Source organism: Pseudomonas sp. IT-P171 (assembly GCF_949767765.1).
Taxonomy (GTDB): domain Bacteria; phylum Pseudomonadota; class Gammaproteobacteria; order Pseudomonadales; family Pseudomonadaceae; genus Aquipseudomonas; species Aquipseudomonas fluorescens_B.
The window spans coordinates 85,810-107,671 of sequence record NZ_CATKQN010000022.1 but is presented as its reverse complement, the minus strand read 5'-3'; the positions used below and the strand labels follow the sequence as shown (position 1 = coordinate 107,671).

Annotated in this window: 21 protein-coding genes and 1 other RNA gene; 10 read left to right on the top strand and 12 right to left on the bottom strand. The window is 58.1% G+C overall.

The window, feature by feature from the left end:
• Nucleotides 1–82: 82 nt before the first annotated feature.
• An RNA gene (gene rnpB / locus ACM6I5_RS15560) (RNase P RNA component class A) lies at nt 83–436 on the bottom strand.
• A 75-nt stretch (nt 437–511) separates the two neighbouring features.
• Entirely contained in the window at nt 512–1,417 is a 906-nt protein-coding gene (gene rsmI, locus ACM6I5_RS15555) for a 16S rRNA (cytidine(1402)-2'-O)-methyltransferase (protein ID WP_017340693.1), read from the bottom strand.
• 176 nt (nt 1,418–1,593) lie between these two features.
• On the opposite strand from rsmI, the gene ACM6I5_RS15550 reads away from it, so the two are divergent.
• The 4 genes from ACM6I5_RS15550 to ACM6I5_RS15535 all read left to right on the top strand — a co-directional run bounded on the left by ACM6I5_RS15550 (nt 1,594) and on the right by ACM6I5_RS15535 (nt 5,040).
• Nucleotides 1,594–3,405, top strand: a complete 1,812-nt coding sequence (locus ACM6I5_RS15550) for a penicillin-binding protein activator (RefSeq protein ID WP_414884185.1) — start codon at nt 1,594–1,596, stop codon at nt 3,403–3,405.
• Nucleotides 3,405–3,767, top strand: coding sequence for a YraN family protein (locus ACM6I5_RS15545; protein WP_017340695.1), 363 nt, complete (start codon nt 3,405–3,407; stop codon nt 3,765–3,767). The genes ACM6I5_RS15550 and ACM6I5_RS15545 overlap by 1 nt, the downstream gene beginning before the upstream one ends.
• A gap of 104 nt (nt 3,768–3,871) precedes the next feature.
• Nucleotides 3,872–4,465 (top strand): phosphoheptose isomerase, encoded by a 594-nt coding sequence (locus ACM6I5_RS15540; RefSeq protein WP_008025961.1) that lies wholly within the window; start codon nt 3,872–3,874, stop codon nt 4,463–4,465.
• Entirely contained in the window at nt 4,462–5,040 is a 579-nt protein-coding gene (locus tag ACM6I5_RS15535; RefSeq protein WP_008025960.1) for a BON domain-containing protein, read from the top strand. Before ACM6I5_RS15540 ends, ACM6I5_RS15535 begins: the two co-directional genes overlap by 4 nt.
• 147 nt (nt 5,041–5,187) lie before the next feature.
• On the opposite strand, the gene ACM6I5_RS15530 is transcribed toward ACM6I5_RS15535, so the two are convergent.
• From ACM6I5_RS15530 to rplM, 7 genes are all read right to left on the bottom strand, one after another.
• Nucleotides 5,188–5,601 (bottom strand): ClpXP protease specificity-enhancing factor, encoded by a 414-nt coding sequence (locus ACM6I5_RS15530; RefSeq protein ID WP_008037283.1) that lies wholly within the window; start codon nt 5,599–5,601, stop codon nt 5,188–5,190.
• Nucleotides 5,602–5,617: 16 nt separating this feature from the next.
• Nucleotides 5,618–6,235 (bottom strand): glutathione S-transferase N-terminal domain-containing protein, encoded by a 618-nt coding sequence (locus ACM6I5_RS15525; protein ID WP_007905304.1) that lies wholly within the window; start codon nt 6,233–6,235, stop codon nt 5,618–5,620.
• A 151-nt stretch (nt 6,236–6,386) separates the two neighbouring features.
• Complete coding sequence (locus tag ACM6I5_RS15520; RefSeq protein ID WP_017340696.1) at nt 6,387–7,169, bottom strand: cytochrome c1; 783 nt, start codon at nt 7,167–7,169, stop codon at nt 6,387–6,389.
• A complete protein-coding gene (locus ACM6I5_RS15515; RefSeq protein WP_017340697.1) occupies nt 7,169–8,380 on the bottom strand; it encodes a cytochrome b in 1,212 nt (403 codons plus the stop codon). Before ACM6I5_RS15515 ends, ACM6I5_RS15520 begins: the two co-directional genes overlap by 1 nt.
• The gene (gene petA / locus ACM6I5_RS15510) at nt 8,380–8,973 is read right to left on the bottom strand and encodes a ubiquinol-cytochrome c reductase iron-sulfur subunit (RefSeq protein WP_007905300.1); all 594 of its coding nucleotides are present in this window, start codon (nt 8,971–8,973) and stop codon (nt 8,380–8,382) included. The genes ACM6I5_RS15515 and petA overlap by 1 nt, the downstream gene beginning before the upstream one ends.
• 267 nt (nt 8,974–9,240) lie before the next feature.
• The gene (gene rpsI / locus ACM6I5_RS15505; protein ID WP_003205364.1) at nt 9,241–9,633 is read right to left on the bottom strand and encodes a 30S ribosomal protein S9; all 393 of its coding nucleotides are present in this window, start codon (nt 9,631–9,633) and stop codon (nt 9,241–9,243) included.
• A gap of 14 nt (nt 9,634–9,647) precedes the next feature.
• Nucleotides 9,648–10,076, bottom strand: coding sequence for a 50S ribosomal protein L13 (gene rplM, locus ACM6I5_RS15500; RefSeq protein WP_007905295.1), 429 nt, complete (start codon nt 10,074–10,076; stop codon nt 9,648–9,650).
• 245 nt (nt 10,077–10,321) lie between these two features.
• Between rplM and ACM6I5_RS15495 the strand changes: the two genes are divergently transcribed.
• Nucleotides 10,322–11,362 carry an NADP(H)-dependent aldo-keto reductase gene (locus ACM6I5_RS15495; RefSeq protein WP_017340698.1) on the top strand — a complete coding sequence of 347 codons (1,041 nt, stop codon included), beginning with the start codon at nt 10,322–10,324 and terminating at the stop codon, nt 11,360–11,362.
• Nucleotides 11,363–11,471: 109 nt separating this feature from the next.
• On the opposite strand, the gene ACM6I5_RS15490 is transcribed toward ACM6I5_RS15495, so the two are convergent.
• Nucleotides 11,472–12,608, bottom strand: a complete 1,137-nt coding sequence (locus ACM6I5_RS15490) for an acyl-CoA dehydrogenase family protein (RefSeq protein ID WP_017340699.1) — start codon at nt 12,606–12,608, stop codon at nt 11,472–11,474.
• Between the two features lie 244 nt (nt 12,609–12,852).
• Between ACM6I5_RS15490 and ACM6I5_RS15485 the strand changes: the two genes are divergently transcribed.
• The 5 genes from ACM6I5_RS15485 (at nt 12,853) to ACM6I5_RS15465 (ending at nt 19,185) form a co-directional block, all read left to right on the top strand.
• A complete protein-coding gene (locus ACM6I5_RS15485; protein ID WP_193393041.1) occupies nt 12,853–13,749 on the top strand; it encodes a GlxA family transcriptional regulator in 897 nt (298 codons plus the stop codon).
• Between the two features lie 189 nt (nt 13,750–13,938).
• The gene (locus ACM6I5_RS15480; RefSeq protein ID WP_414884184.1) at nt 13,939–15,885 is read left to right on the top strand and encodes an FAD-dependent oxidoreductase; all 1,947 of its coding nucleotides are present in this window, start codon (nt 13,939–13,941) and stop codon (nt 15,883–15,885) included.
• A 145-nt stretch (nt 15,886–16,030) separates the two neighbouring features.
• Nucleotides 16,031–16,918, top strand: coding sequence for a nitrilase family protein (locus ACM6I5_RS15475; RefSeq protein WP_031319114.1), 888 nt, complete (start codon nt 16,031–16,033; stop codon nt 16,916–16,918).
• A gap of 15 nt (nt 16,919–16,933) precedes the next feature.
• Complete coding sequence (locus ACM6I5_RS15470; protein WP_414884183.1) at nt 16,934–18,136, top strand: hypothetical protein; 1,203 nt, start codon at nt 16,934–16,936, stop codon at nt 18,134–18,136.
• Between the two features lie 68 nt (nt 18,137–18,204).
• The gene (locus ACM6I5_RS15465; protein WP_414884182.1) at nt 18,205–19,185 is read left to right on the top strand and encodes an asparaginase; all 981 of its coding nucleotides are present in this window, start codon (nt 18,205–18,207) and stop codon (nt 19,183–19,185) included.
• A gap of 117 nt (nt 19,186–19,302) precedes the next feature.
• On the opposite strand, the gene zapE is transcribed toward ACM6I5_RS15465, so the two are convergent.
• A complete protein-coding gene (zapE, locus tag ACM6I5_RS15460; RefSeq protein WP_017340705.1) occupies nt 19,303–20,397 on the bottom strand; it encodes a cell division protein ZapE in 1,095 nt (364 codons plus the stop codon).
• Between the two features lie 90 nt (nt 20,398–20,487).
• Nucleotides 20,488–21,843 carry a tryptophan--tRNA ligase gene (locus tag ACM6I5_RS15455; protein ID WP_150654043.1) on the bottom strand — a complete coding sequence of 452 codons (1,356 nt, stop codon included), beginning with the start codon at nt 21,841–21,843 and terminating at the stop codon, nt 20,488–20,490.
• Between the last annotated feature and the right edge of the window lie 19 nt (nt 21,844–21,862).

The following is a 21,862-nucleotide window of genomic DNA, read 5'->3' as shown; positions in this document are numbered from 1 at the left end:
GAGGATATGCGATGGATTATGCAAGGAGGGAAACTGCCATTACGAGCGCCCTGCTCAATGATTCAAGCAGGGAGGAAAAAAGGTGGAGAGTCGATCTGTAAGCCGGGTTCTGTCTTGAACAGTCATTCGTCTACGATGGCCATCACTGGACATCTTTAGCAACCTACCCGGTCCCAGCGCGGGCCACGCCTTGGGACCCTATTTGGTCTTGCTCCAAGTGGGGTTTACCTAGCCACGAACTGTTGCCAGACGTGCGGTGCGCTCTTACCGCACCTTTTCACCCTTACCGGCGCCGAAGCGCTTAGGCGGTTATTTTCTGTGGCACTTTCCGTAGGCTCACGCCTCCCAGGCATTACCTGGCACTTCGCCCTATGGAGCCCGGACTTTCCTCCCCCCCCTAATTTTCATAGAAGGCAGCGACTGTCCGATCGACTCTCCGCCGCGAAGGTTAACGGCAGAGCGGCCGAAGAACAAGCGTTAAACGCCTTCAGCCACGCCTGCACGTCGGGTTTTACTCGCCCTTCTGTTTATCCAGCGCCACCTGATACAGAACATTCTTGCGCTCGCCGGTAATTTGCGCCGCCAAGGCTGCGGCACGCTTGAGCGGCATCTCTTCGAGCAACAGATTGAGAATGCGCATGGCTTCACTGCTGACGGCGTCCTCGGTTTCGGGGGCCGACCAGCCCGCGACCAGCACCACGCACTCACCGCGCTGCTGATTGCTGTCCGACTCGACGAACTCGCGCAGCTCGGCCAAGGGCAGGCCTTTGAGGGTTTCGAAGGTTTTGGTCAGCTCCCGCGCCAGCAACGCCGGACGCTCCGGGCCAAAAACCAGCTCCATGTCTTGCAGGCATTCAAGGATGCGGTGTGGGGCCTCGTAGAAAATCAGCGTACGCGGCTCTTCTTTAAGCAGTTCAAGACGGGCACGACGACCGACAGCCTTCGCCGGCAGGAAGCCTTCGAAGATAAAACGATCCGAAGGCAGACCCGCCGCAGACAGCGCCGCGATCAATGCACAGGCGCCCGGAACCGGCACCACGTTGATTCCCGCCGCGCGAGCCTGACGCACCAGGTGATAACCCGGATCGGAAATCAGCGGCGTCCCGGCATCGGAAATCAGCGCCACATCGTCGCCAGCGAGCAGGCGGGTAATAAAGCGGCTACCTTCATCCCGCTCATTGTGTTCATGGCAGGCTGCCAGCGGCGTAGGAATGCCGAAGTGCTGCATCAATCGCTGGGAGTGACGCGTGTCTTCGGCGGCGATCAAGGCCACTTCGCGCAGGATCTTCAGCGCGCGCGCGCTGATGTCGTCCAGGTTGCCGATGGGCGTCGCCACCACATAAAGCGAGCCAGCAGCGGAATTCAAAGCACCTGGAGCAGTCAAAGCGCACACCTCATGATCGGTAAAAGCCGCCATTGTAGCGCGTAGCGATGCTTTCGATACGCGCAAGCAAGCCCGGTTTTTTCAGCCATTTGTGCAGTGCTGCAACATTTGTACGAGCTAAATTGATCGATTCACGCCAGCAACATCGCGCCCCGGCCAGTGCTTGGGTACAATTCCACGCTAATTTGATCGAGTATCAGGAACACTACATGATCGCTTGCCTGCGGCTGTTCACTGCCCTCTGCCTCGCTGCCTTGCTGGCGGCTTGCGCCAGCTCGCCCTCTTCCAGCCTTGGCGAACTTCCACGGACCCCGGATGCCAGCATCGAGCAACTGCTCGATCAGGCCGCCAAAAGCAAAACACCGGAGCAAGCTGCCCTGCTTCGCTTGAGTGCGGCAGACCTGGCTTATCGCCAGGGCAATGCCGGCCAGTCCGCGCAAATCCTGCAACAAGTGCCGGTCGAACAACTCAAGCCTGGCCAACAGGTATTTGCCAGCACCCTGGCGGCTGAACTGGCCATGACGCGCAATCAGCCGAAAGCTGCGCTGACGGCCTTGAGCCACCCGAGCCTGCAGCGCCTGGGCGAATTGCCTGTCGAACAACAGGTTCGCACTGGCACCGTGCATGCCCGCGCCCTTGAAGCCGATGGCCAGACCCTCGCCGCCGCACGGGAGCGTATTTTCATCGCGCCGATGCTGAGCGGTGAAGCGGCAAGCAAAAACCACGAAGCGATCTGGACCCTGATCGCCTCGCTGCCAACCGATCAACTGCAACCGACCACCAACGACGACCTCGGTGGCTGGATGGGCCTGGCGCTGGCGGTGAAAACCGCTGGCACCCTGGAGCAGCAGCAAGCCGCGATCGACACCTGGCGCGCCCAGAACCCTAAACACCCGGCCGCCGCCCAGTTGCCCCTGCCACTGACCAGGCTCAAGGAACTGGCCAGCCAGCCCCTGAGCAAGATCGCCCTGCTGTTGCCGCAAGACGGCCCGCTGGCAACCGTCGGCAAAGCGCTTCGCGAAGGTTTCATGGCGGCTCATTACCAGGCTCAACAAGCCGGTCAGAAACCGCCAGCCATCGAGTTCTATGACAGCTCGCGCCTGACCTCCCTCGACGAGTTCTATCGCAAGGCTCAGGCCGATGGCGTGCAACTGGTCGTCGGGCCGCTGGAAAAGCCGCTGGTCAAACAGCTCAGCGCTCGTCCGCAGCTGCCGATCACGACCCTGGCGCTGAATTACAGCGAAGGCGAACAAGGCCCGGCGCAGCTGTTCCAGTTCGGTCTTGCCGCTGAAGACGAAGCGCGCGAAGTGTCTCGTCGCGCTCGCGCCGACGGCCTGCATCGCGCCGCCATCATGGTGCCGAAAGGCGAATGGGGCGATCGCGTACTGAGAGCGTTCAGCCAGGATTGGCAAGCCAACGGCGGCAGCATCATTGCCACCGAACGTGTAGACCAGCCGGTGCAACTGGCCCAGCAGATTGCCGACATGTTCCAGCTGCGCCAGAGCGAAGGCCGCGCCAAGAGCCTGCAAAGCACTGTTGGTTCGCAGGTAGCCGCCCAGCCGTCGCGCCGTCAGGACATCGAGTTCATCTTCCTGGCCGCCACACCTCAGCAGGCCCAGCAGATCAAGCCGACCTTGAACTTCCAGTACGCTGGCGATGTGCCGGTGTACGCCACGTCCCACGTGTTCAGCGCCAGCGGCGACGCCAACCAGTACAACGACATGAATGGCGTTCGTTTCTGCGAAACCCCATGGCTGCTGGATGCCAATGATCCACTGCGCAAACAAGTGACTGCACAATGGCCACAAGCCGGCGGCAGCCTGGGCCGCCTGTATGCGATGGGCGTCGATGCCTATCGCCTGGCTCCACGCCTGGGGCAACTCAAGGCACTGCCGGACAGCCGCATCGAAGGCCAATCGGGCAGCCTGGGCATGACTCAGAACCAACGCGTGGTGCGCCAGTTGCCATGGGCCCAGTTCGTCAACGGCCAGGTTCAACGCCTGCCGGACACCCCGCGCTGATGCCTGACAGGTCACGCCAGCAAAGCGGTAAAGATGCCGAGCGCCACGCGCTCGAGCATCTTCAACAACAGGGTCTGCGCCTGCTGGCGCAGAACTGGTTGTGTAAACGCGGCGAGCTTGATCTGGTCATGCTTGATGGCGATACAGTAGTATTCGTTGAAGTTCGCTACAGAAAAAACACTCAATGGGGTGGCGCGCTCGATAGCATCGATGAGCGCAAACGGCAGAAACTGATTGTTGCCGCGCAGTATTTTCTTCAGCGCGAGTCGCGTTGGGCCAATTCCCCTTGCCGTTTCGACGTGGTCGCCATCGACAGCAACCACGATCAGTTGAACTGGCTGCAGAATGCCTTCGACAGCTGATCGCGTGCGTCCCGAAACGGACACTTTCACCCAACAATTTTGCTCTTTGCTTTGCGGGCTGCACATTCATGTGCCGAGTAGCCGCGCTAATTAAGGTCACACAGATGGACATGCAATCCCGAATTCGCCAGCTTTTTCAGGCCAGTATCGACACCAAGCAAATGGCGATGGACGTACTTGCACCGCACATCGAGCAAGCCAGCCAGGTGATGGTCAACGCCCTGCTCAACGAAGGCAAAATGCTGTCCTGCGGCAACGGCGGCTCCGCCGGCGACGCCCAGCATTTCTCGTCCGAGCTGCTCAACCGCTTCGAACGCGAGCGCCCGAGCCTGCCGGCTATTGCGCTGACCACCGACAGTTCGACGATCACCTCGATCGCCAACGACTACAGCTACAACGAAATCTTCTCCAAGCAAATCCGCGCGCTCGGCCAGCCGGGCGACGTATTGCTGGCGATTTCCACCAGCGGCAACTCGGCAAACATAATTCAAGCGATCCAGGCCGCACATGATCGCGAAATGATTGTCGTAGCATTGACCGGTCGCGATGGCGGCGGCATGGCGTCGCTGCTGTTGCCCGAGGACGTCGAGATTCGCGTACCGGCCAACGTCACCGCACGTATTCAGGAAGTCCACCTGCTGGCGATCCATTGCCTTTGCGACTTGATCGACAGCCAACTGTTCGGGAGTGAAGAATGACCCCTAATCGCCTAGGCCTTCTGGCCTTGACTCTGTGCCTTGGCATCAGCGGCTGCACCTCGGTGGTTAACGCCAGCCGTGAAGCACCGATCGATGATGACCGCGGCACGCGCACCTTGGGCAGCAAGATCGACGACTCTCTGATCGACACCAAGGTCGGCGTGAACATCGCCAAGGCCGATCCAGCCCTGGACAACGATTCGCACATCGTCGTCACCAGCTTCAACGGTGTCGTGCTGCTCGCCGGCCAAACCCCACGCGCAGATCTCAAGGCCAAGGCCGAACAGGCCGCCGCCGCTGTCCAGCGCGTGAAAACGGTACATAACGAACTGCAGGTGCTGCCGCCCTCTGGCTTCCTTGCCCGCCAGAACGACACCTGGCTGACCTCCAAGATCAAGACCCAGATGCTCACAGATCCGAACATTCCGGGCTCGCGCATCAAGGTTGTCACCGAGAACGGTATCGTTTACTTGCTGGGCCTGCTGACCAAACAGGAAGCGGCTCAGGCGACCAATCTGGTGCAGGGTGTTTCCGGGGTGCAGAAGATTGTGAAGTTGTTTGAGTACATCGACTGACACTGTACGAGCTATCGAGCGAAACGAGGCTGCGATCTTCTGATCGTGGTTAAAAGCAAAATCAAAAGATCGCAGCCTTCGGCAGCTCCTACGGTTTGAAAATGGTGAAGTAATAAAAAAGGCGATCCTCTCGGATCGCCTTTTTTATTACTTCACCACTTTCAAACTGGGTCGACCGCTGGGACGCGGCGGCTCACTGTCGGGTGGCGGAAGATCATCATCCGGCTCAATCTCTTCCTCGTCTTCCATAGGCGATTCCAGATCAAACACCATGCCCTGACCGTTCTCCCGGGCGTAAATGCCCAGGATCGATGCGATAGGCACGTACAGAGTATGCGGCACGCCACCGAAGCGCCCTTCGAAGCTGACCGCTTCGTTGTCCATGTGCAAATGGCGCACGGCGGCCGGCGAAACGTTCAGGACAATCTGTCCGTCACTGGCGAAACCTTGTGGCACCTGCACCGACGGATATTCGGAGTTGACCAGCATGTGCGGGGTGCAATCGTTGTCCACAATCCACTCGTAGAGCGCGCGGACCAGATAAGGTCGACTGGAGTTCATAGCGGCTCCTTAAGCCTTAGCGCATATCGCGTTCGACACCAGACAGACTCGCCTGGAAAGCCTCACGCGCAAACGAGCGCTCCATATAATCAAGCAGCGGCTTGGCAGGCCGCGGCAGTTCAATACCTAGAATCGGCAAGCGCCAGAGTATTGGCAATAGGCAGCAATCCACCAGACTTTGTTCCTCGCTGAGGAAAAACGGCTTGTCGGCGAAAAGCGGCGACACGCCAGTCAGGCTTTCGCGCAGCTCTTTACGAGCCACCACGCGAGCTGCTTCCTTGGTCCGCGAATCCAGGATCAGATCCACCAGACCACACCAGTCACGCTGAATACGATGAATCAGCAAACGGCTGTTGGCACGCGCCACTGGATAAACCGGCAGTAAAGGCGGATGCGGGTAACGCTCATCCAGATATTCCATCACCACGGTCGACTCCCACAACGCCAGGTCACGATCGACCAGGGTGGGCAGGCTTCCGTAAGGGTTCACCTCAATCAGTTTAGGCGGCTGGCGGCCAGCTTCCACATAAATGATCTCGGCGCTGACACCCTTCTCTGCAAGTACGATACGCACTCGGTGGGAATAGTGGTCGGCGGGGTCGGAGTAACAGGCCAACCGATTGGTCACGCCCATGGCGGTCCTCCTCGCTTGTTGAAATTATCGGAAGCGGAAAAAACGCGCGCGCCCAGAGGGCGCCTCCCGTAACGCCTGGATGACCAGACTCGTTACATTTTCAGAGACGCCCTGGGGCGCGCGCGATTAACAGCAATTGCTTGAAACTTTATCAGTGCACATCTTTCCAGTATTCGCGCTTGAGCAAGTAGGCGAATACAAAGAAGAACGCCAGGTACAGCAACACATAGGTACCGATGCGCTGATGCTCCAGCTTAACCGGGTTAGCCGAGTAAGCGAGGAAGGTTACCAGATTCTTGACCTTCTCATCGAACTGCTCTTCGGTCAGAGCACCGCTCTTCGGCACAATGGTCAGCTGATCGCACGCTTCATGAGTCAGCGCGGTACCGGTCAGCGGATCATATTGCTTCTTGCCGTCCTCGACGATCTGGACCTGTTTGCAACCGACGACCTGACGACCTTGCAGGCCCACCAGGACGTTCGGCATACCCACGTTCGGGAAGACCTTGTTGTTCACGCCCCAAGGACGCGTCGGGTCTTCGTAGAACGACTTCAGGTAACCGTAGAGCCAGTCCGTACCGCGAACACGAGCCACCAGGGTCAGGTCGGGCGGTGCAGCACCGAACCAGGTCTTGGCGTCAGCCGGCTGCATGCCGATGCTCATGTGGTCGCCAATCTTGGCGCCGGTGAACACCAGCTTCGACAACATCAGATCGTGAGGAATACCCAGATCGTCGGCAACACGCTCGTAGCGTTGGAACTTGGCGCTGTGGCAGCCCATGCAATAGTTGGCGAACGTACGTGCGCCGTCCTGCATGGCAGCTTTATCGGAAACGTCGATGTCGACTTTTTCCAGCGCCGGGCCCGCTTGTCCTGCTGCGAAAGCAAACACTGGCAGTGCAGTGAGCATCAATACCGCAAATAGCTTTTTCATCAGCCAGTCACCCTTTCCGGAACCGGTTTGGTCTTCTCGAGCCTGGTGTAGAACGGCATCAGAATGAAGTAGGCGAAGTACAGGAAGGTACATACCTGCGACAGCAGCGTACGACCCGGCGTCGGAGCCAGAACACCCAGAATGCCGAGGATCACGAACGAAATGCAGAACACCACCAGCCAGATTTTGCTCAGCCAGCCTTTGTAGCGCATCGACTTGACGGGGCTGCGATCCAGCCACGGCAGGACGAACAGCACAGCGATGGCTGCGCCCATGGCGATAACGCCCAGGAGCTTGTCCGGAACCGCCCGCAGAATCGCGTAGAACGGTGTGAAGTACCAGACCGGAGCGATGTGCTCAGGGGTCTTGAAGGCGTTCGCCACTTCAAAGTTCGGCTTCTCGAGGAAGTAGCCGCCCATTTCCGGGAAGAAGAACACGATCGAGCAGAAGATAAACAGGAACACCACCACGCCGACGATATCTTTCACGGTGTAGTACGGGTGGAAGGCAATGCCGTCCAGCGGTACGCCGTTTTCGTCTTTGTGTTTCTTGATGTCGACGCCGTCAGGGTTGTTCGAACCGACTTCGTGCAACGCCAGAACGTGCAGCACCACCAGACCGAGAATCACGATCGGCAGGGCAACAACGTGCAGGGCAAAGAAGCGGTTCAGGGTGATACCGGAAATCAGGTAGTCACCACGGATCCACTGGGTCAGGTCGTTACCGATGACCGGGATCGCACCGAACAGCGAGATAATCACCTGGGCGCCCCAGTAGGACATCTGACCCCACGGCAGCAGATAACCCATGAAGGCCTCAGCCATCAGCGCCAGGTAAATCAGCATGCCGAAGACCCACACCAGCTCACGCGGCTTCTGGTACGAACCGTAGAGCAAGCCACGGAACATGTGCAGATACACCACGATAAAGAACATCGAAGCGCCGACGGCGTGCAACATACGCAGGATCGAGCCGTACTCGACGTCGCGCATGATGTATTCGACGGAGGCAAAGGCTTCTTCCGCCGACGGGGTGTAGCTCATGGTCAGCCAGACACCGGTGACGATCTGGTTGACCAGAACGAGCAGTGCCAGGGAGCCAAAGAAATAGAAGAAGTTGAAGTTCTTCGGGGCGTAGTACTTGCTGAGATGGTCTTCCCACATCTTGGTCGCGGGAAAGCGCGCATCAACCCAATCCATGAACTTGCTCATCACGCTTTCTCCGTATCGACGCCAATGACAATGATGTCATCGGTCTCATAGGAATGCGGGGGAACTGGCAGGTTCAAAGGCGCAGGTTGCGACTTGTAGACGCGGCCAGCCAAATCGTAGTGGGAACCGTGGCAAGGGCAGAAATAACCACCTACCCAATCCTTGCCCAGATCCGCGGGCGCCACTTCTGGACGGAAGGTCGGCGAGCAACCCAGGTGTGTGCAGATACCGATCAGCAGCAGAACCTCTGGCTTGATCGAACGCGTTTCCGGGTCGACATAAGTCGGTTGAGTCGAGTTCTTAGAGGTAGGGTCAGACAGCTGGCCCTCGATCTTTTTCAGATTCCCCAGGATTTCCTCGGTACGGCGGACGATGAACACCGGCTGACCGCGCCACTCAGCAATCATCTGCTGGCCTGGCTCGATTTTGCTGACATTCACTTTCACCGGTGCACCTGCGGCTTTCGCCTTGGCACTGGGAAACCATGACCCCACGAACGGGACCGCAGCCCCCACCGCTCCTGCAGCACCCACCACGGATGTGGCTGCTACCAAGAAGCGACGCCGGCCTGCATTCACGCCGTCATTGCTCATTCAGTCCTCTCCCATCAGCTTTGTGGCCTGTTAAATCAGGCATCTACTAAGTAAAACTATGTACTTATAAAAATTTTGCCGAATGGTAATGAAAAGCCCCAATTCTGACAAGGTAATTACCGAAGGGCTCCACTGCCAAGCCTTGCAGTATAGGGGCTCTACGGCTGTGGCAAGTTGTCACAGAGCAATTCTTTGATAAATCGCGCCCATAAAAAAACGCCCAGCTTCGCGAGGAAACTGGGCGTTCTTTTTGAACGCGAAAGCGAATTAACGCTTCGAGTACTGCGGACGCTTACGCGCTTTACGCAGACCGACTTTCTTACGTTCAACTTCACGTGCGTCACGGGTTACGAAGCCGGCTTTGCGCAGAGCACCGCGCAGAGTTTCGTCGTAGTCCATCAGAGCGCGAGTGATACCGTGGCGGATTGCGCCAGCTTGACCACTTACACCACCGCCGATCACGGTGACGTAGATGTCGAACTTCTCGACAGTCTCAGTCAATTCCAGCGGCTGACGAACTACCATGCGGGCAGTTTCGCGGCCGAAGAAATTATCCAGCGAACGGTTGTTGATGGAGATGTTACCAGTGCCCGGACGCAGGAAAACGCGTGCGGTTGCGGTCTTGCGACGGCCAGTGCCGTAATTTTGAGTCGCCGACATAATGAACTATTCCGTTAAAACTTCAGTTCTTGGGGCTGCTGAGCAGTATGAGGGTGTACAGCGCCCGCATAGACTTTCAGCTTACGATACATGTCGCGACCCAGCGGGTTCTTAGGCAGCATGCCTTTGACCGCGGTCTCGATCACGCGCTCAGGGGCTTTAGCGATCAGCTTTTCGAAGTTGATCGACTTGATGCCGCCCGGGAAACCGGAGTGGGAGTAGTAGATTTTGTCGGTGGTTTTAGCACCGGTTACACGAATCTGCTCGGCATTGATAACGACGATGTAATCGCCAGTGTCAACGTGAGGAGTGTACTCAGCTTTATGCTTGCCACGCAGACGGCTCGCGATTTCGGTGGCCAGACGACCCAGGGTCTGACCTGCAGCGTCGACGACAAACCAGTCGCGCTGTACTGTTTCCGGTTTAGCAGTAAAAGTTTTCATTCTTTATAGCCTCAGGGGCCGCCCTGTAAATTAGACGGCGGATCTTACTGAATAGTGCGTACTTTGACAAGTCAAAGGCAGCCGGATACAGACGCTTTCGGGGGCTCGGGTCGGCGCGTCCGTTCAACGGCAAGATTCTTCGGCGGCGGCGCATCACTTCCACTGCAGAAAGAGGTGCGCAATTATGCAGATTGCGAAAAATATTTCAACCTGCTTTTATGATTGTTTTGCCCAAGGAGCACCCGATGGACTATCGACAGCTAGGCCGAACCAATCTGAACGTGAGCGCCATCTGCCTCGGGACCATGACCTGGGGCGAGCAAAACAGCGAGGCTGAAGCCTTCGCACAGATTGAACGGGCCAAGAGTGCCGGGATCAATTTCATCGACACTGCCGAGATGTACCCGGTGCCGCCGAAGGCCGATACCTATGCCACCACCGAGCGCTACATCGGCAATTACTTCAAAAGCCGCGGCGATCGTGCCGACTGGATCCTGGCCAGCAAGATCGCCGGCCCCGGCAACACCATCGACTACATCCGCGACAAAAACCTGCGCCACAACCGCCAGCACATCACCGAAGCGGTGGATGCCAGCCTCAAGCGCCTGCAAACCGATTACATCGACCTCTATCAGTTGCACTGGCCGGAGCGCAGCACCAATTTCTTCGGTCAACTGGGCTACAAACACAAAATCGAAGCCAACCTGACGCCGCTGGAGGACACCCTCGAAGCGCTGGACGAACAGGTCAAGGCCGGCAAGATCCGCCACATCGGCCTGTCCAATGAAACGCCGTGGGGCACCATGCGTTTCCTGGCGCTGGCCGAAGCCCGTGGCTGGCCACGTGCGGTGTCGATCCAGAACCCGTACAACCTGCTCAACCGCAGTTTCGAAGTCGGCCTGGCGGAAATCGCCATCCGCGAACAGTGCGGCCTGCTCGCCTATTCGCCACTGGCGTTCGGCTTTCTGTCGGGCAAGTACGAAGGTGGCGCGCGTCCGCCGAAGGGCCGCCTGAGTCTCTACAGTCGCTTCAGCCGCTATTTCAATCCGCAGTCGGAAGCAGCGTGCAGCCGTTATGTCGCACTGGCCCGTGAGCACGGCCTGGACCCGGCGCAAATGGCGCTGGCGTTCGTGACGCAGCAACCGTTCGTGACCAGCAACATCATCGGCGCGACGACGCTGGAACAGCTGGACAGCAATATCGCCAGTTTCGAGCTGAAACTATCCGACGAAGTGCTTGCGGGGATTGAGGCGATTCACAAGGATCACCCGAATCCCGCGCCGTAAATTGTAGCGCCAAAGAAAAAATCGCAGCCTTCGGCAGCTCCTGCATGGGATTGACGTACACCCTGCAGGAGCTGCCGCAGGTTGCGATCTTTTCACCCATCACAGAGATTCAAAGCGACCGCGCAATAATCTCCTTCATGATCTCGTTGGTGCCGGCATAGATCCGCTGCACCCGCGCATCCGCCCACGCACGCGCAATCGGGTATTCCCACATGAACCCGTAGCCGCCATGCAACTGCACGCACTCGTCGAGCACCTTGCACTGCAGGTCCGTGCCCCAATACTTGGCCATCGCCGCCGTCGGCACATCGAGTTTGCCTTGCAGGTGCAACTCCAGGCAGCGATCGACGAAGACCCGGCCAATCTGAATTTCGGTCGCCATTTCCGCCAGCTTGAATCGGGTGTTCTGGAAGTCGGCAATCGCCTTGCCGAACGCCTTGCGCTCGCGGGTGTACTCCAGCGTCCATTGCAGCGCAGCCTCAGCCGACGCCAATCCGCCCACTGCGACCGTCAGACGCTCCTGCGGCAATTCCTGCATCAGATACGCGAAGCCCATCCCGGCCTGCCCCAGCAGGTTTTCCTTGGGCACCCGAACGTCCTGGAAAAACAGCTCCGACGTGTCCTGCGCCTTCATGCCGACTTTCTCCAGGCGCTTGCCCTTGGCAAAGCCGGGCGTGTCGGCCTCGACCAGAAACAGACTGGTGCCCTTCGCGCCCGCCTTCGGATCGGTCTTGGCCACGACAATCACCAGGTCCGCGAGATAGCCGTTGGTGATAAAGGTCTTCGAACCGTTGATCACGTATTCGTCGCCATCAAGCACCGCGGTGGTTTTCACCCCTTGCAAGTCGGAACCCGCGCCCGGCTCGGTCATGGCAATCGCCGTAACCATCTCGCCAGACACCAGTTTCGGCAGGTATTTGTGTTTCAGCGCTTCGCTGCCGTAATGCAGGATGTATGGCGCGACGATGTCCGAATGCAGGGAAAAACCGATGCCGGTCAGGCCCAGACGCCCCACTTCTTCGATCACCACCGCACTGTAGAGAAAATCAGCTCCCAGCCCGCCGTACTCTTCCGGCAAATGAGAACACAACATCCCCGCCTCCCCCGCCTTGTTCCAGAGTTGGCGATCGATATAGCCCTGTTTCTCCCACTGCCCATGAAACGGCACGGCCTCTTTTTCGAGGAACGTTCGCACGCTGTCGCGAAAAAGTTCGTGCTCGGGACTGAACAAGGTTCTGGGGATCATGCGACACCTGTCGTTATTGTTAGAAGGAATTGACCTTCAGAGACTAAGCCCCGCATCCGATACAGGACACTGGACACATCCGACAAAAAATAAGACGATCCAGCCGTCTGGTGACCACTTTCCCCTATAAGAATAAAGTTGAATTATGTCTAACCAAGTCTCCACGCCCTTGCGGCGCGTCAGCATCCTGGCTATCGACCGGGTTTTCGCTTCCACCCTCATGCAAGCCAAGGATTTCTTCCACCTGGCCAGCCTGCGCTACGGCAAACAACTGGGCCAGGGCCTGACACCGGCGTTCGAAACGCGGCTGGTCAGCCCCGATGGCAAACCGGTGAACAGCTTCAGCGATGTGATCATGCCGGTGGACGGCGGCCTGGAAAACGCCGACGTCATCATCCTCCCGGCGTTCTGGGACGATTTCGAAACCCTTTGCCAACGTTACCCACAGGTCCTGCCGTGGCTGCGCCAGCAACATGCTCGCGGCGCGGTACTTTGTGGCGAGGCCACGGGGGTGTTCTGGCTCGCCGAAGCCGGGCTGCTCAATGGCAAGGAAGCGACCACCTACTGGCGCTTCTTCAATGCGTTTGCCGAGCGTTTCCCGAAGGTTCACCTCAAGCAGGACAAGCACCTGACCGACGCCGACAACCTGTATTGTGCTGGCGGTACGACCTCGGCGTGCGATCTCTATATCTACCTGATCGAGCGCTTCTGCGGCGCCAACGTGGCCCAGGCCGTGGCTCGCGACATTCTTTATGAAGTGCAGCGCAGCTATTCGCCGGGACGCATCGGTTTCGGCGGGCAGAAGCTGCACCAGGACGTGATCATCCTGCAGATCCAGCACTGGCTCGAAGAACATTTCGCCGACAAGTTCCGCTTCGAAGACGTCGCGCGCGAGCACGGCATGAGCATCCGCAACTTCATGCGCCGCTTCCAGACCGCCACCGGCGACAAGCCGCTGCATTACCTGCAACGCCTGCGCATTGAAACGGCAAAGGGCTTGCTGTCCGGCAGCCGCAAAAGCATCAAGACCATCAGTTATGAAGTCGGATATGACGACGCGAGTTTCTTCGCACGACTGTTCCGCCAGCACACGGAATTGTCTCCGAACCAGTATCGGCAGCAGTTTCAGCAGGCGGCTTAAACGCTCGACATTAAACACATGTGGGAGCTCGCTCCCACTGTGGACCTTGCATGTGCAGGGAGTTGGCCATGCATTTTCCTACGCAAATTGCTGAATAAAGAACGACAAAGCCACCGATCAGGCTCACAGACACAACCCCTGAAAAGTCCCAGCATCCTTCCCTGCTTTCAACATCAGGGAGGATCAACAGTGACCATCGGATCAAGCTACGAATACCCGGCACACGCGACCAAGACTGCCGCTCGAACAAAGCGCTCGACTGACGCCAAATGGACGGCACGTTTTCCAAATCCCCCAGACCTCTGCTTCGACTATCGAGCATTGGTCGAACAGGAAAACGGCATCGCCAAAGCCACCACCCCGCACCATAAGATCTGCATCATCGGCGCAGGTGTCACCGGGCTTACTGCCGCCAGAGAACTCTATCGTTGCGGCTTTACCGATATCACCCTCATTGAACAATCCAGGAGAATTGGCGGCCGGCACCTGACCGTTGCTGGAAGCCAGCGCTCCTCGATGAGCCACACCCCCTTTGAAATGGGCGCAATGCGCATGCCTTTCTTCAACAGGGCAGACGAACCGCCGACAGACGGCCGCTCGCTGATGGCCTACTACGCGAAGACGTTTGATTTGGCATTTTCGGATTTCGCCAATCCCGGAAGCCAATGGGTGACCTCGACCGGAATTTATCTGCGAGAGGGCAGCATGGGCGACGGTCAAACTCCGCAAATGCTTATCTGGAAGAATGAAGATGGCCAGACACCACCTCCCGGCGATGAACTGCAAAAGGTTTATGCCAAGTGGAAAACCTTTGCCGATCGCATGACTCGGCACGTCGCAGAGGTCTACGCCAGCCAGGAATGGGAAGGCATGTGGGACGCGATCGTCGAAAAGTACCAAAACATTTCATTTCGCGACCTCGTGAGCATGGCGCCCCTTGAAGATTGGGATGAACGATCGCCGGGAGACTTCGGCGGAATGGGCATGTCCGCGCAAGAGTCGGCCATTTTCTATGCCATCGGCATCGGCGATGGCAGTTGGGGAGCGTTTTATGATGTCTGCTCCCTTTATCCCCTGCGTACTGCGATTTTCGGGTTCAGCAGCCAGTTGCAACTGATCCATGGCCGGGTGGATGCTCAGGGCGATCCGTTGGCGTCACCCTATCTGCAGAGCAAAGCCGTATTTGATTCAAAAGGGCTGACTTTCGACGGCCCCCGTTACATCGGACTCGCTGCTCTGGACGAATGTCTGCTGTTCATGAAAACCGCGGAAACCGGAAAATCTTTCTACGATCATTGCAGTGAACGGGGCAGCGGTTTGCTGACGGATTCGTCCGTCACAAAACTCAAAAAACTGCCCGATCAAAAAATACGCGTCTGCTACGACTGGAAACACAGCCAAGACGAGCACTCCCAGGAACAGTTCGAGGACTTTGATTCGGTCATCATGACCCTTCCTTCCTGGTTGATCGAAACCCGGATCAAGCTTGAAAACTTCACGCCACACATGCTGCCTTTCGAAACGATCGATGCCTATAAAACGGCGCATTGGGAAACCAGCTGCAAAGTCTTCGCACCGCTGAAGAAATCTTTTCTTTCGAAAAACGGAAAAATCCCGCAAGCCATCGTCACCGACAGTTTTATCCACGACGTCTACACCTATCGCTACAACGATACCTACAGCTATGACTGCATCCTGTTGAGTTACACATGGGAGGACGACGCCACCAAGCTGGCCTCATTTACGGACAAGGAACTGGTAAGCACATGCGCCAAAGAGCTGGACCGAATCCTTATGAACGCCGCCAACATCCAGGAAAAAATCTCTCCCTACATCGGGCTTGATCAAGCAGTGGTCCAACGCTGGATGACCGACAAAAATGCCCTGGGCTGTGCAAAGTTGTACCGGCCCGGCACCTACTACGACGCCGTAGGCCTGATGAAATACAACAGAGACTTCGCGCATGTTTCAGGCCTGTATTTGTCCGGAGAGTCATTTTCAGTCGATGCCGGCTGGACGGAGCCTTGTTTCCGAGGCGCCGTTGATGCGGTCATTCACATCTGCAACAAAACGTCTGCGACCTTCAATGGAGGGTTTTCCTTGAGCGACTATCCACACTACAACGTCAGGGCCTGATCACTTGCAGGAGCCACGAACGGGTCTGATTAGGATCCGGACTACAACCTAAACGGAAGTGGCTGACTTACGCCGATCTGCTGATTCACCTCTTATAAACACGCAATTAAACAGCGTGAATAACTATAAAAAGAGGTCATCAACAATGAGTGAGCCAATAAGCCCTGTTCGTGTAGCAGTCGTGCAATTCGACCCTCAGGTCGGCGTGAAGAATCGTGAAGGAAATCTGCATCGCAGCCTGCAACTGGCGCTGGAAGCTGTAAACGGCGGAGCGAATCTCATCGTCCTGCCTGAACTCTCAAGCACCGGGTATTACTTCAGCAGTAGACAGGATGCGTTCGATCACTCGGAGGCGATTCCCGGAGGTGCAAGCCTGCAAGCCTGGATGGAATTCGCCCGCCAGCACAGCGTTTACCTCGTAGCCGGTCTCGCCGAGCGCGACGGCATGCAGCTGTTCAACACCGGCGTCCTGGTAGGGCCGGAAGGACTCATCGGCAAATACCGAAAGGCTCATTTGTGGAACCTGGAAAAACTGTGGTTCACACCGGGCGATCTGGGTTTTCCGGTTTTCGATACACCGATCGGCCGTATCGGGTTGTTGATCTGTTGGGATATCTGGTTTCCGGAGGTGCCGCGAATTCTGAGTCAGCAAGGGGCGGATATCATTTGCAGCCTGAACAACTGGGTCTGGACGCCACCACCTCTGTTCGATGACGCCGGCAAGTGCATGGCTTCGTATCTGACAATGACCGCTGCGCATGTAAACAACGTGTTTATCGCCGCGGCCAGCCGAATCGGCGAAGAACGAGGGGCTCGTTATCTGGGTTGCTCGCTGATTGCCGGAACCAATGGCTGGCCGATCGGCACTGTCGCCTCGGCGGACCAACAAGAAATCCTGTTTGCCGATATCGACCTGACCAGCGCCCGCAGCGCACCCATCTGGAACAACCTGAACGATCTGCATCGCGATCGCCGAGCCGATCTCTACGATCAGATGCTCGGTTACCGCCAGCATTCGTGCCTCCCGCGCTGACAGGGGGGTTGACTCATGCAAACCACAACCCAGAAAAAACGACTTGCCCACCGATCGCCATTCGACACGGCGATCATCCTGCTGATTATCGGCACGCTACTGCTGGCGACCTGGCTTTCATTCACCCACCGTACTGCCTGGTCCGCTCATTGGCCCGGTTACGGCGATTTGCTTTCAGGTCTTCCCGAACCAAGTGCCTGGTTACGCTGGGTGCTCGGAGACATCAGCGAAGTGGCGTTCTACAAGCACGAGTTCGCCTCTATCGGGCTGTTGGCTGGCGCCTATCTGGCCTACTGGGCGAATCGGACCGGAAGATCCTGGCAAGGTTTTGCCATCTCGTACGGCAGCGGATTATGGCCGTGGCTGGTCACCAGTTCATTGCTTGGGCTACTGCTGAGCAACCTGCTTTGGGGCTGGACGGTAACCGCCACTAGCTGGCAACCCACCTTCGCCGCCTTCGTTTCACTGCCGGCAGCAATGGTGCTGATGTTTGGCGGTGGCTGGAAGGTCACGGTCAACGGCGCAATCATGGGGGCCATGCTCGTCACTCCGATGTGTCTGCTGATGGTCAATTACCTGTGCAACCCGCTGGGACTGCCCGTGGTGATTGGTAATGTCTCGGGCATGGCGGTCGCCAGCGTGCTGGCCTTTCTGCTCTGCCGTTATCTGCCAAGCCTGGTGAAGTCAGAGCCATCTACAAATCCATGCGACCCAGCGCCCGAACCCACCGCCACCAAAACGCCTGACTACGGAGTGATCTGGAGTATGCGCCGAGTCTTGGCGGACTTTTCGGAAGCGCCATTTTTTGGCAACGAATGGGCGAGCCTCGGCCTGATTCTGGGCGCCTTGCTGGCGTTCACGCTTAACCCGTTGAGTCCGGTCTACGGTTCGCAGCTGCTGCCCCAGTTGATTGGTGCACAAGCACTGACCTCAGCGCTGGGTGTACTGATCTGGCGTCGGCACTGGATATCGTATGGCTGGTATCCCACCTACGTTCCGCTGGTGTCGGTGGTGCCGGCGGCGCTGCTGACGTACGGCGGCAGCTGGCAGGTCATCGTCATGAGCGCACTGCTGGGGGCCTTGATTGCGCCGCCTCTGGCGTGGGCGATTGCCAGGCGGTTGCCGGCGGACATGCATGGTTTCATCGGCAACGTTCTGTCCATGGCCATCAGTACGCTGCTGATCATTCCATTCATCGGTTTCCTGATGACCCACTAACCCCAAGCCACTCGGCTGTAGCGCGGACGCGGTACAGCCAACCTCTTCAAGCTCAAGCGAGGTAGCACATGGACTTACCCGAACTGGCCATCGCGACGCTCGGCGGCACCGTAAGCATGCAAGCCAGGAACGCCGGCGAAGGTGTTATTCCCACACTCACCGGCGAAACGCTGCTGAATTCGGTACCGGAACTGACGACACTGGCACGGGTCAACGTTGAAACACTCGGGCTTATGCCCAGCGCATCACTGGATTTCGAATTCTTGCTGAGCGTCCTGTCCTGGGCAAAATTCCAGATCAAGCAAGGTGCCGTCGGAGTTGTCATTACCCAAGGCTCGGATACCCTCGAAGAAACGGCCACCTTTTTCGACTATTTGTGGGACTGCGATGAACCGTTGGTCCTGACCGGCGCCATGCGTTCAGCGGCCCAGGCGGGGGCTGATGGTCCCGCGAATCTGTTGGATGCGTGCCGGGTAGCACTGGCTGCAGACAGCCGTCGGCGAGGCGTTCAAGTGGTCATGAACGGGCAGATTCACGCCGCGAGCGCCGTCCGAAAAACCGACTCATTGGCGTTGCAGGCGTTTTCCTCGCCCATCGTCGGTCCTGCCGGCATGCTCATTGAGAACAGCGTCCGATATATGCGCCCGCCAACCCAGCGGAACATCTTGCCGCTGCCGCAGCAAACAACGCAGAAAATCGCCCTGCTGGAAGTCTCGCTTTCTGCGGACACCCTTGTCCTGAACAACATCCTCGACCTCGGATACGACGGGCTTGTAATCGCAGGATTTGGTGCAGGGCATGTTCCCGGAAACTGGTCTGATGTGATCGAAACTATCGCCCAAAAAATTCCTGTCATCATTGCAACCCGGACAGGGTCCGGTTCTACCGCGCGATCCACCTACGGTTTTATTGGCGGCGAGATGGACTTGATCCGTAAAGGCGCGTTGATGGCTGGATTGCTTTGCCCTCGCAAAGCCCGAATTTTGTTGTGGTTGCTCGTTGGTTGCCAGCGGCAGCATCAACTGACGAGTTATCTCTGGGAAATCTGATACTCCCCCCTGTGGGAAATTCTATGGCGCAGGCTCGTTCCCAGAAATTGTGGTGAGCAGACAGCGCACAAAAAAAGGGCCTGCATCAGCAGGCCTTTTTTTATTTTCCGAAACGCCCTACGGCTTATGCGCCCGGGACAGGAATTCGTGGGACTGCATTTCCAGCAGTCGGCTGAGGGTACGCTGGAACTCGAAGTTCAGGCGACCGCCGGTGTAGAGGTCTTTGAGCTCGACCTCCGCGGAAATGATCAACTTCACGTTACGGTCGTAGAACTCATCGACCATGTTGATGAAGCGTCGGGCGATGTCGTCGGTGGTGACGCTCATCTGCTCGACACCGCTGAGCAACACGGCGTGGAAGATCTTGCCCAGTTCGATGTAATCGTTCTGGCTGCGCGGACCGTCACACAGTTCGCGGAAGTCGAACCAGGCCACGTCATCGCAGGTGCGCAAGGCACGTATCTCGCGGTTCTCGATCATCAGCACATCGTTCTCGATGGCTGCCGTGCATTCCGGCGTCAGGGCGCGGAAGCTCTTGCGCAGGCTTTCGTGGGACGCTTCGTCGAGCGGGAAGTGGAACAGCTCCGCTTGCTCGAGGTGACGCAGGCGGTAATCGACGCCGCTGTCGACGTTGACGATTTCGGTGTTCTGCTTGATCAGCGCGATGGCCGGCAGGAAGCGTGCGCGTTGCAGGCCGTCCTTGTACAGGCCGTCCGGCACGATGTTGGACGTCGCGACCAGGGTCACGCCGTTCTTGAACAGCTCTTCCATCAACGTACCGAGGATCATCGCGTCGGTAATGTCGGAGACGAAGAACTCATCGAAACAGATCACTCGCGACTCGTCGGAGAAGCGCTTGGCGATGATGGTCAGCGGGTTTTTCTCGCCGCCGAGGGTCTTCATCTCTTCGTGCACGCGCTTCATGAAGCGGTGGAAGTGAGTGCGGGTCTTTTCCTTGAACGGCAACGCTTCGAAGAAGGTGTCGACCAGGTAGGTCTTGCCGCGGCCTACGCCACCCCAGAAATACAGGCCCTTGACCGGCGCCTGCTCTTTCTTGCCGAACAGCTTGCCGAGCAGGCCCGGTTTGCTCTGCGAGGCGGCGACCAGATCGTCGTACAGGCGCTGCAAATGGCGCACGGCAGTTTCCTGCGCGGCGTCATGGAAGAATTCCGGGCGTTTCAGATCAGCTTGATATCGTTCTAGGGGCGTCATAATTCGTTAGCAAGGCAACAAAAACGGGCCGTCACTGTAGCGACGGCCCGCAGGAATGGCAATCAGCCCTTGGTCGGGCCGAGCCGTCGATTATTCCTGAACCGGTGTCAGCGCAATCCGCAGGGCGTCGATGGCGACGTCGCGAGCGGCACTGTCGGCGAAGGCCGGGCTATCGGCAACGCACTCGCCTTCCAGCCAGACACTGAAGCTCAAGTCTTCGCTGCGCACGTCCAATGGCTGGCCCGCTTGCAGTTGCTTGGTCACCTGACCGGCGGTTTTACCATCGGCGAAGTTGCGCGACAGCAGCAATTGCTCTCCATCGGCCGCCAGCAGACGGAAGCGGAAGCTGCCGTCGTCTTCACGGAAGCTGACAAAACGCGCGGCTTTTGCGGCTTTCTTCTTGGTGGTCGCCGCGACCTGAGTCTGAGCAACGAAAGAACGCAGGCCCACCGCTTCACGCAGTTCGTGGAGGAACGGTGTCGCCACCGAGCGAGCCTTTTTGGCACCGACTTGCAGGATGTCTTCCAGATCCGCCGGGCGCTCGATCAGCTGGTGATAACGCTCACGGGACTCGCCCAATTCGCTGTCGAGCAGCTGGAACAGGCGATTCTTCGCCTCGCCCCAACCCAGCCCCTGCAACAGTTCGCTGCGGAATTCGTCGGACTGCGCCGGGGTGGCGAAGGCCTGGAACAGCGTGAACAGGTGCGAATTGTCCGGATCTTTGGCTTCGCCCGGCGCGCGGGAGTCGGTGACGATCCGCGAGATGGCGTCCTTCATTTCCTTGGCGCTGCTGAACAACGGGATGGTGTTGTCGTAGCTCTTCGACATCTTGCGACCGTCGAGGCCTGGCAGCGTGGCGACGCTTTCTTCGATCAGCGCCTCGGGCATGGTGAAGAATTCTTTGCCCTGGCCGAACAGGTGGTTGAAGCGCTGGCCGATGTCCCGGGCCATTTCCACGTGCTGGATCTGGTCACGACCGACCGGCACCTTGTGGGCGTTGAACATCAGAATGTCTGCGGCCATCAGCACCGGATAGCTGTACAGGCCCATGGTGATGCCGGCATCCGGGTCTTCGCCGGTTTCGACGTTCTTGTCCACCGAGGCCTTGTAGGCGTGTGCGCGGTTGAGCAGCCCCTTGGCGGCGACGCAGGTCAGCAGCCAGGTCAGCTCGGGGATTTCCGGGATGTCGGACTGACGATAGAACGTCACGCGGTCCACATCCAGGCCACCGGCCAGCCAGGTCGCGGCGATTTCCAGACGCGAGCGCTGGATGCGCAGCGGGTCATCGCATTTGATCAGGGCGTGGTAGTCGGCCAGGAAGTAGAACGAATCGGCATTGCTGTCGCGGCTGGCAAGGATCGCCGGGCGGATGGCGCCGGCGTAGTTGCCCAAGTGCGGCGTGCCGGTGGTGGTGATGCCGGTGAGAATACGGGTACGAGTCGTCATGGGTAATCGCTTGTCAGAC

What these genes read in the sequence shown, in the direction of transcription:
- ACM6I5_RS15465 (WP_414884182.1), top strand. Translation starts at nt 18,205, where the DNA reads ATGGACTTACCCGAACTGGCCATCGCGACGCTCGGCGGCACCGTAAGC.
- ACM6I5_RS15535 (WP_008025960.1), top strand. Translation starts at nt 4,462, where the DNA reads ATGACCCCTAATCGCCTAGGCCTTCTGGCCTTGACTCTGTGCCTTGGC.
- ACM6I5_RS15520 (WP_017340696.1), bottom strand. Translation starts at nt 7,169, where the DNA reads ATGAAAAAGCTATTTGCGGTATTGATGCTCACTGCACTGCCAGTGTTT.
- ACM6I5_RS15530 (WP_008037283.1), bottom strand. Translation starts at nt 5,601, where the DNA reads ATGAACTCCAGTCGACCTTATCTGGTCCGCGCGCTCTACGAGTGGATT.
- ACM6I5_RS15540 (WP_008025961.1), top strand. Translation starts at nt 3,872, where the DNA reads ATGGACATGCAATCCCGAATTCGCCAGCTTTTTCAGGCCAGTATCGAC.
- ACM6I5_RS15495 (WP_017340698.1), top strand. Translation starts at nt 10,322, where the DNA reads ATGGACTATCGACAGCTAGGCCGAACCAATCTGAACGTGAGCGCCATC.
- ACM6I5_RS15490 (WP_017340699.1), bottom strand. Translation starts at nt 12,608, where the DNA reads ATGATCCCCAGAACCTTGTTCAGTCCCGAGCACGAACTTTTTCGCGAC.
- ACM6I5_RS15455 (WP_150654043.1), bottom strand. Translation starts at nt 21,843, where the DNA reads ATGACGACTCGTACCCGTATTCTCACCGGCATCACCACCACCGGCACG.
- rpsI (WP_003205364.1), bottom strand. Translation starts at nt 9,633, where the DNA reads ATGTCGGCGACTCAAAATTACGGCACTGGCCGTCGCAAGACCGCAACC.
- ACM6I5_RS15475 (WP_031319114.1), top strand. Translation starts at nt 16,031, where the DNA reads ATGAGTGAGCCAATAAGCCCTGTTCGTGTAGCAGTCGTGCAATTCGAC.
- petA (WP_007905300.1), bottom strand. Translation starts at nt 8,973, where the DNA reads ATGAGCAATGACGGCGTGAATGCAGGCCGGCGTCGCTTCTTGGTAGCA.
- zapE (WP_017340705.1), bottom strand. Translation starts at nt 20,397, where the DNA reads ATGACGCCCCTAGAACGATATCAAGCTGATCTGAAACGCCCGGAATTC.
- ACM6I5_RS15550 (WP_414884185.1), top strand. Translation starts at nt 1,594, where the DNA reads ATGATCGCTTGCCTGCGGCTGTTCACTGCCCTCTGCCTCGCTGCCTTG.
- ACM6I5_RS15515 (WP_017340697.1), bottom strand. Translation starts at nt 8,380, where the DNA reads ATGAGCAAGTTCATGGATTGGGTTGATGCGCGCTTTCCCGCGACCAAG.
- ACM6I5_RS15525 (WP_007905304.1), bottom strand. Translation starts at nt 6,235, where the DNA reads ATGGGCGTGACCAATCGGTTGGCCTGTTACTCCGACCCCGCCGACCAC.
- rsmI (WP_017340693.1), bottom strand. Translation starts at nt 1,417, where the DNA reads ATGGCGGCTTTTACCGATCATGAGGTGTGCGCTTTGACTGCTCCAGGT.
- ACM6I5_RS15545 (WP_017340695.1), top strand. Translation starts at nt 3,405, where the DNA reads ATGCCTGACAGGTCACGCCAGCAAAGCGGTAAAGATGCCGAGCGCCAC.
- ACM6I5_RS15470 (WP_414884183.1), top strand. Translation starts at nt 16,934, where the DNA reads ATGCAAACCACAACCCAGAAAAAACGACTTGCCCACCGATCGCCATTC.
- rplM (WP_007905295.1), bottom strand. Translation starts at nt 10,076, where the DNA reads ATGAAAACTTTTACTGCTAAACCGGAAACAGTACAGCGCGACTGGTTT.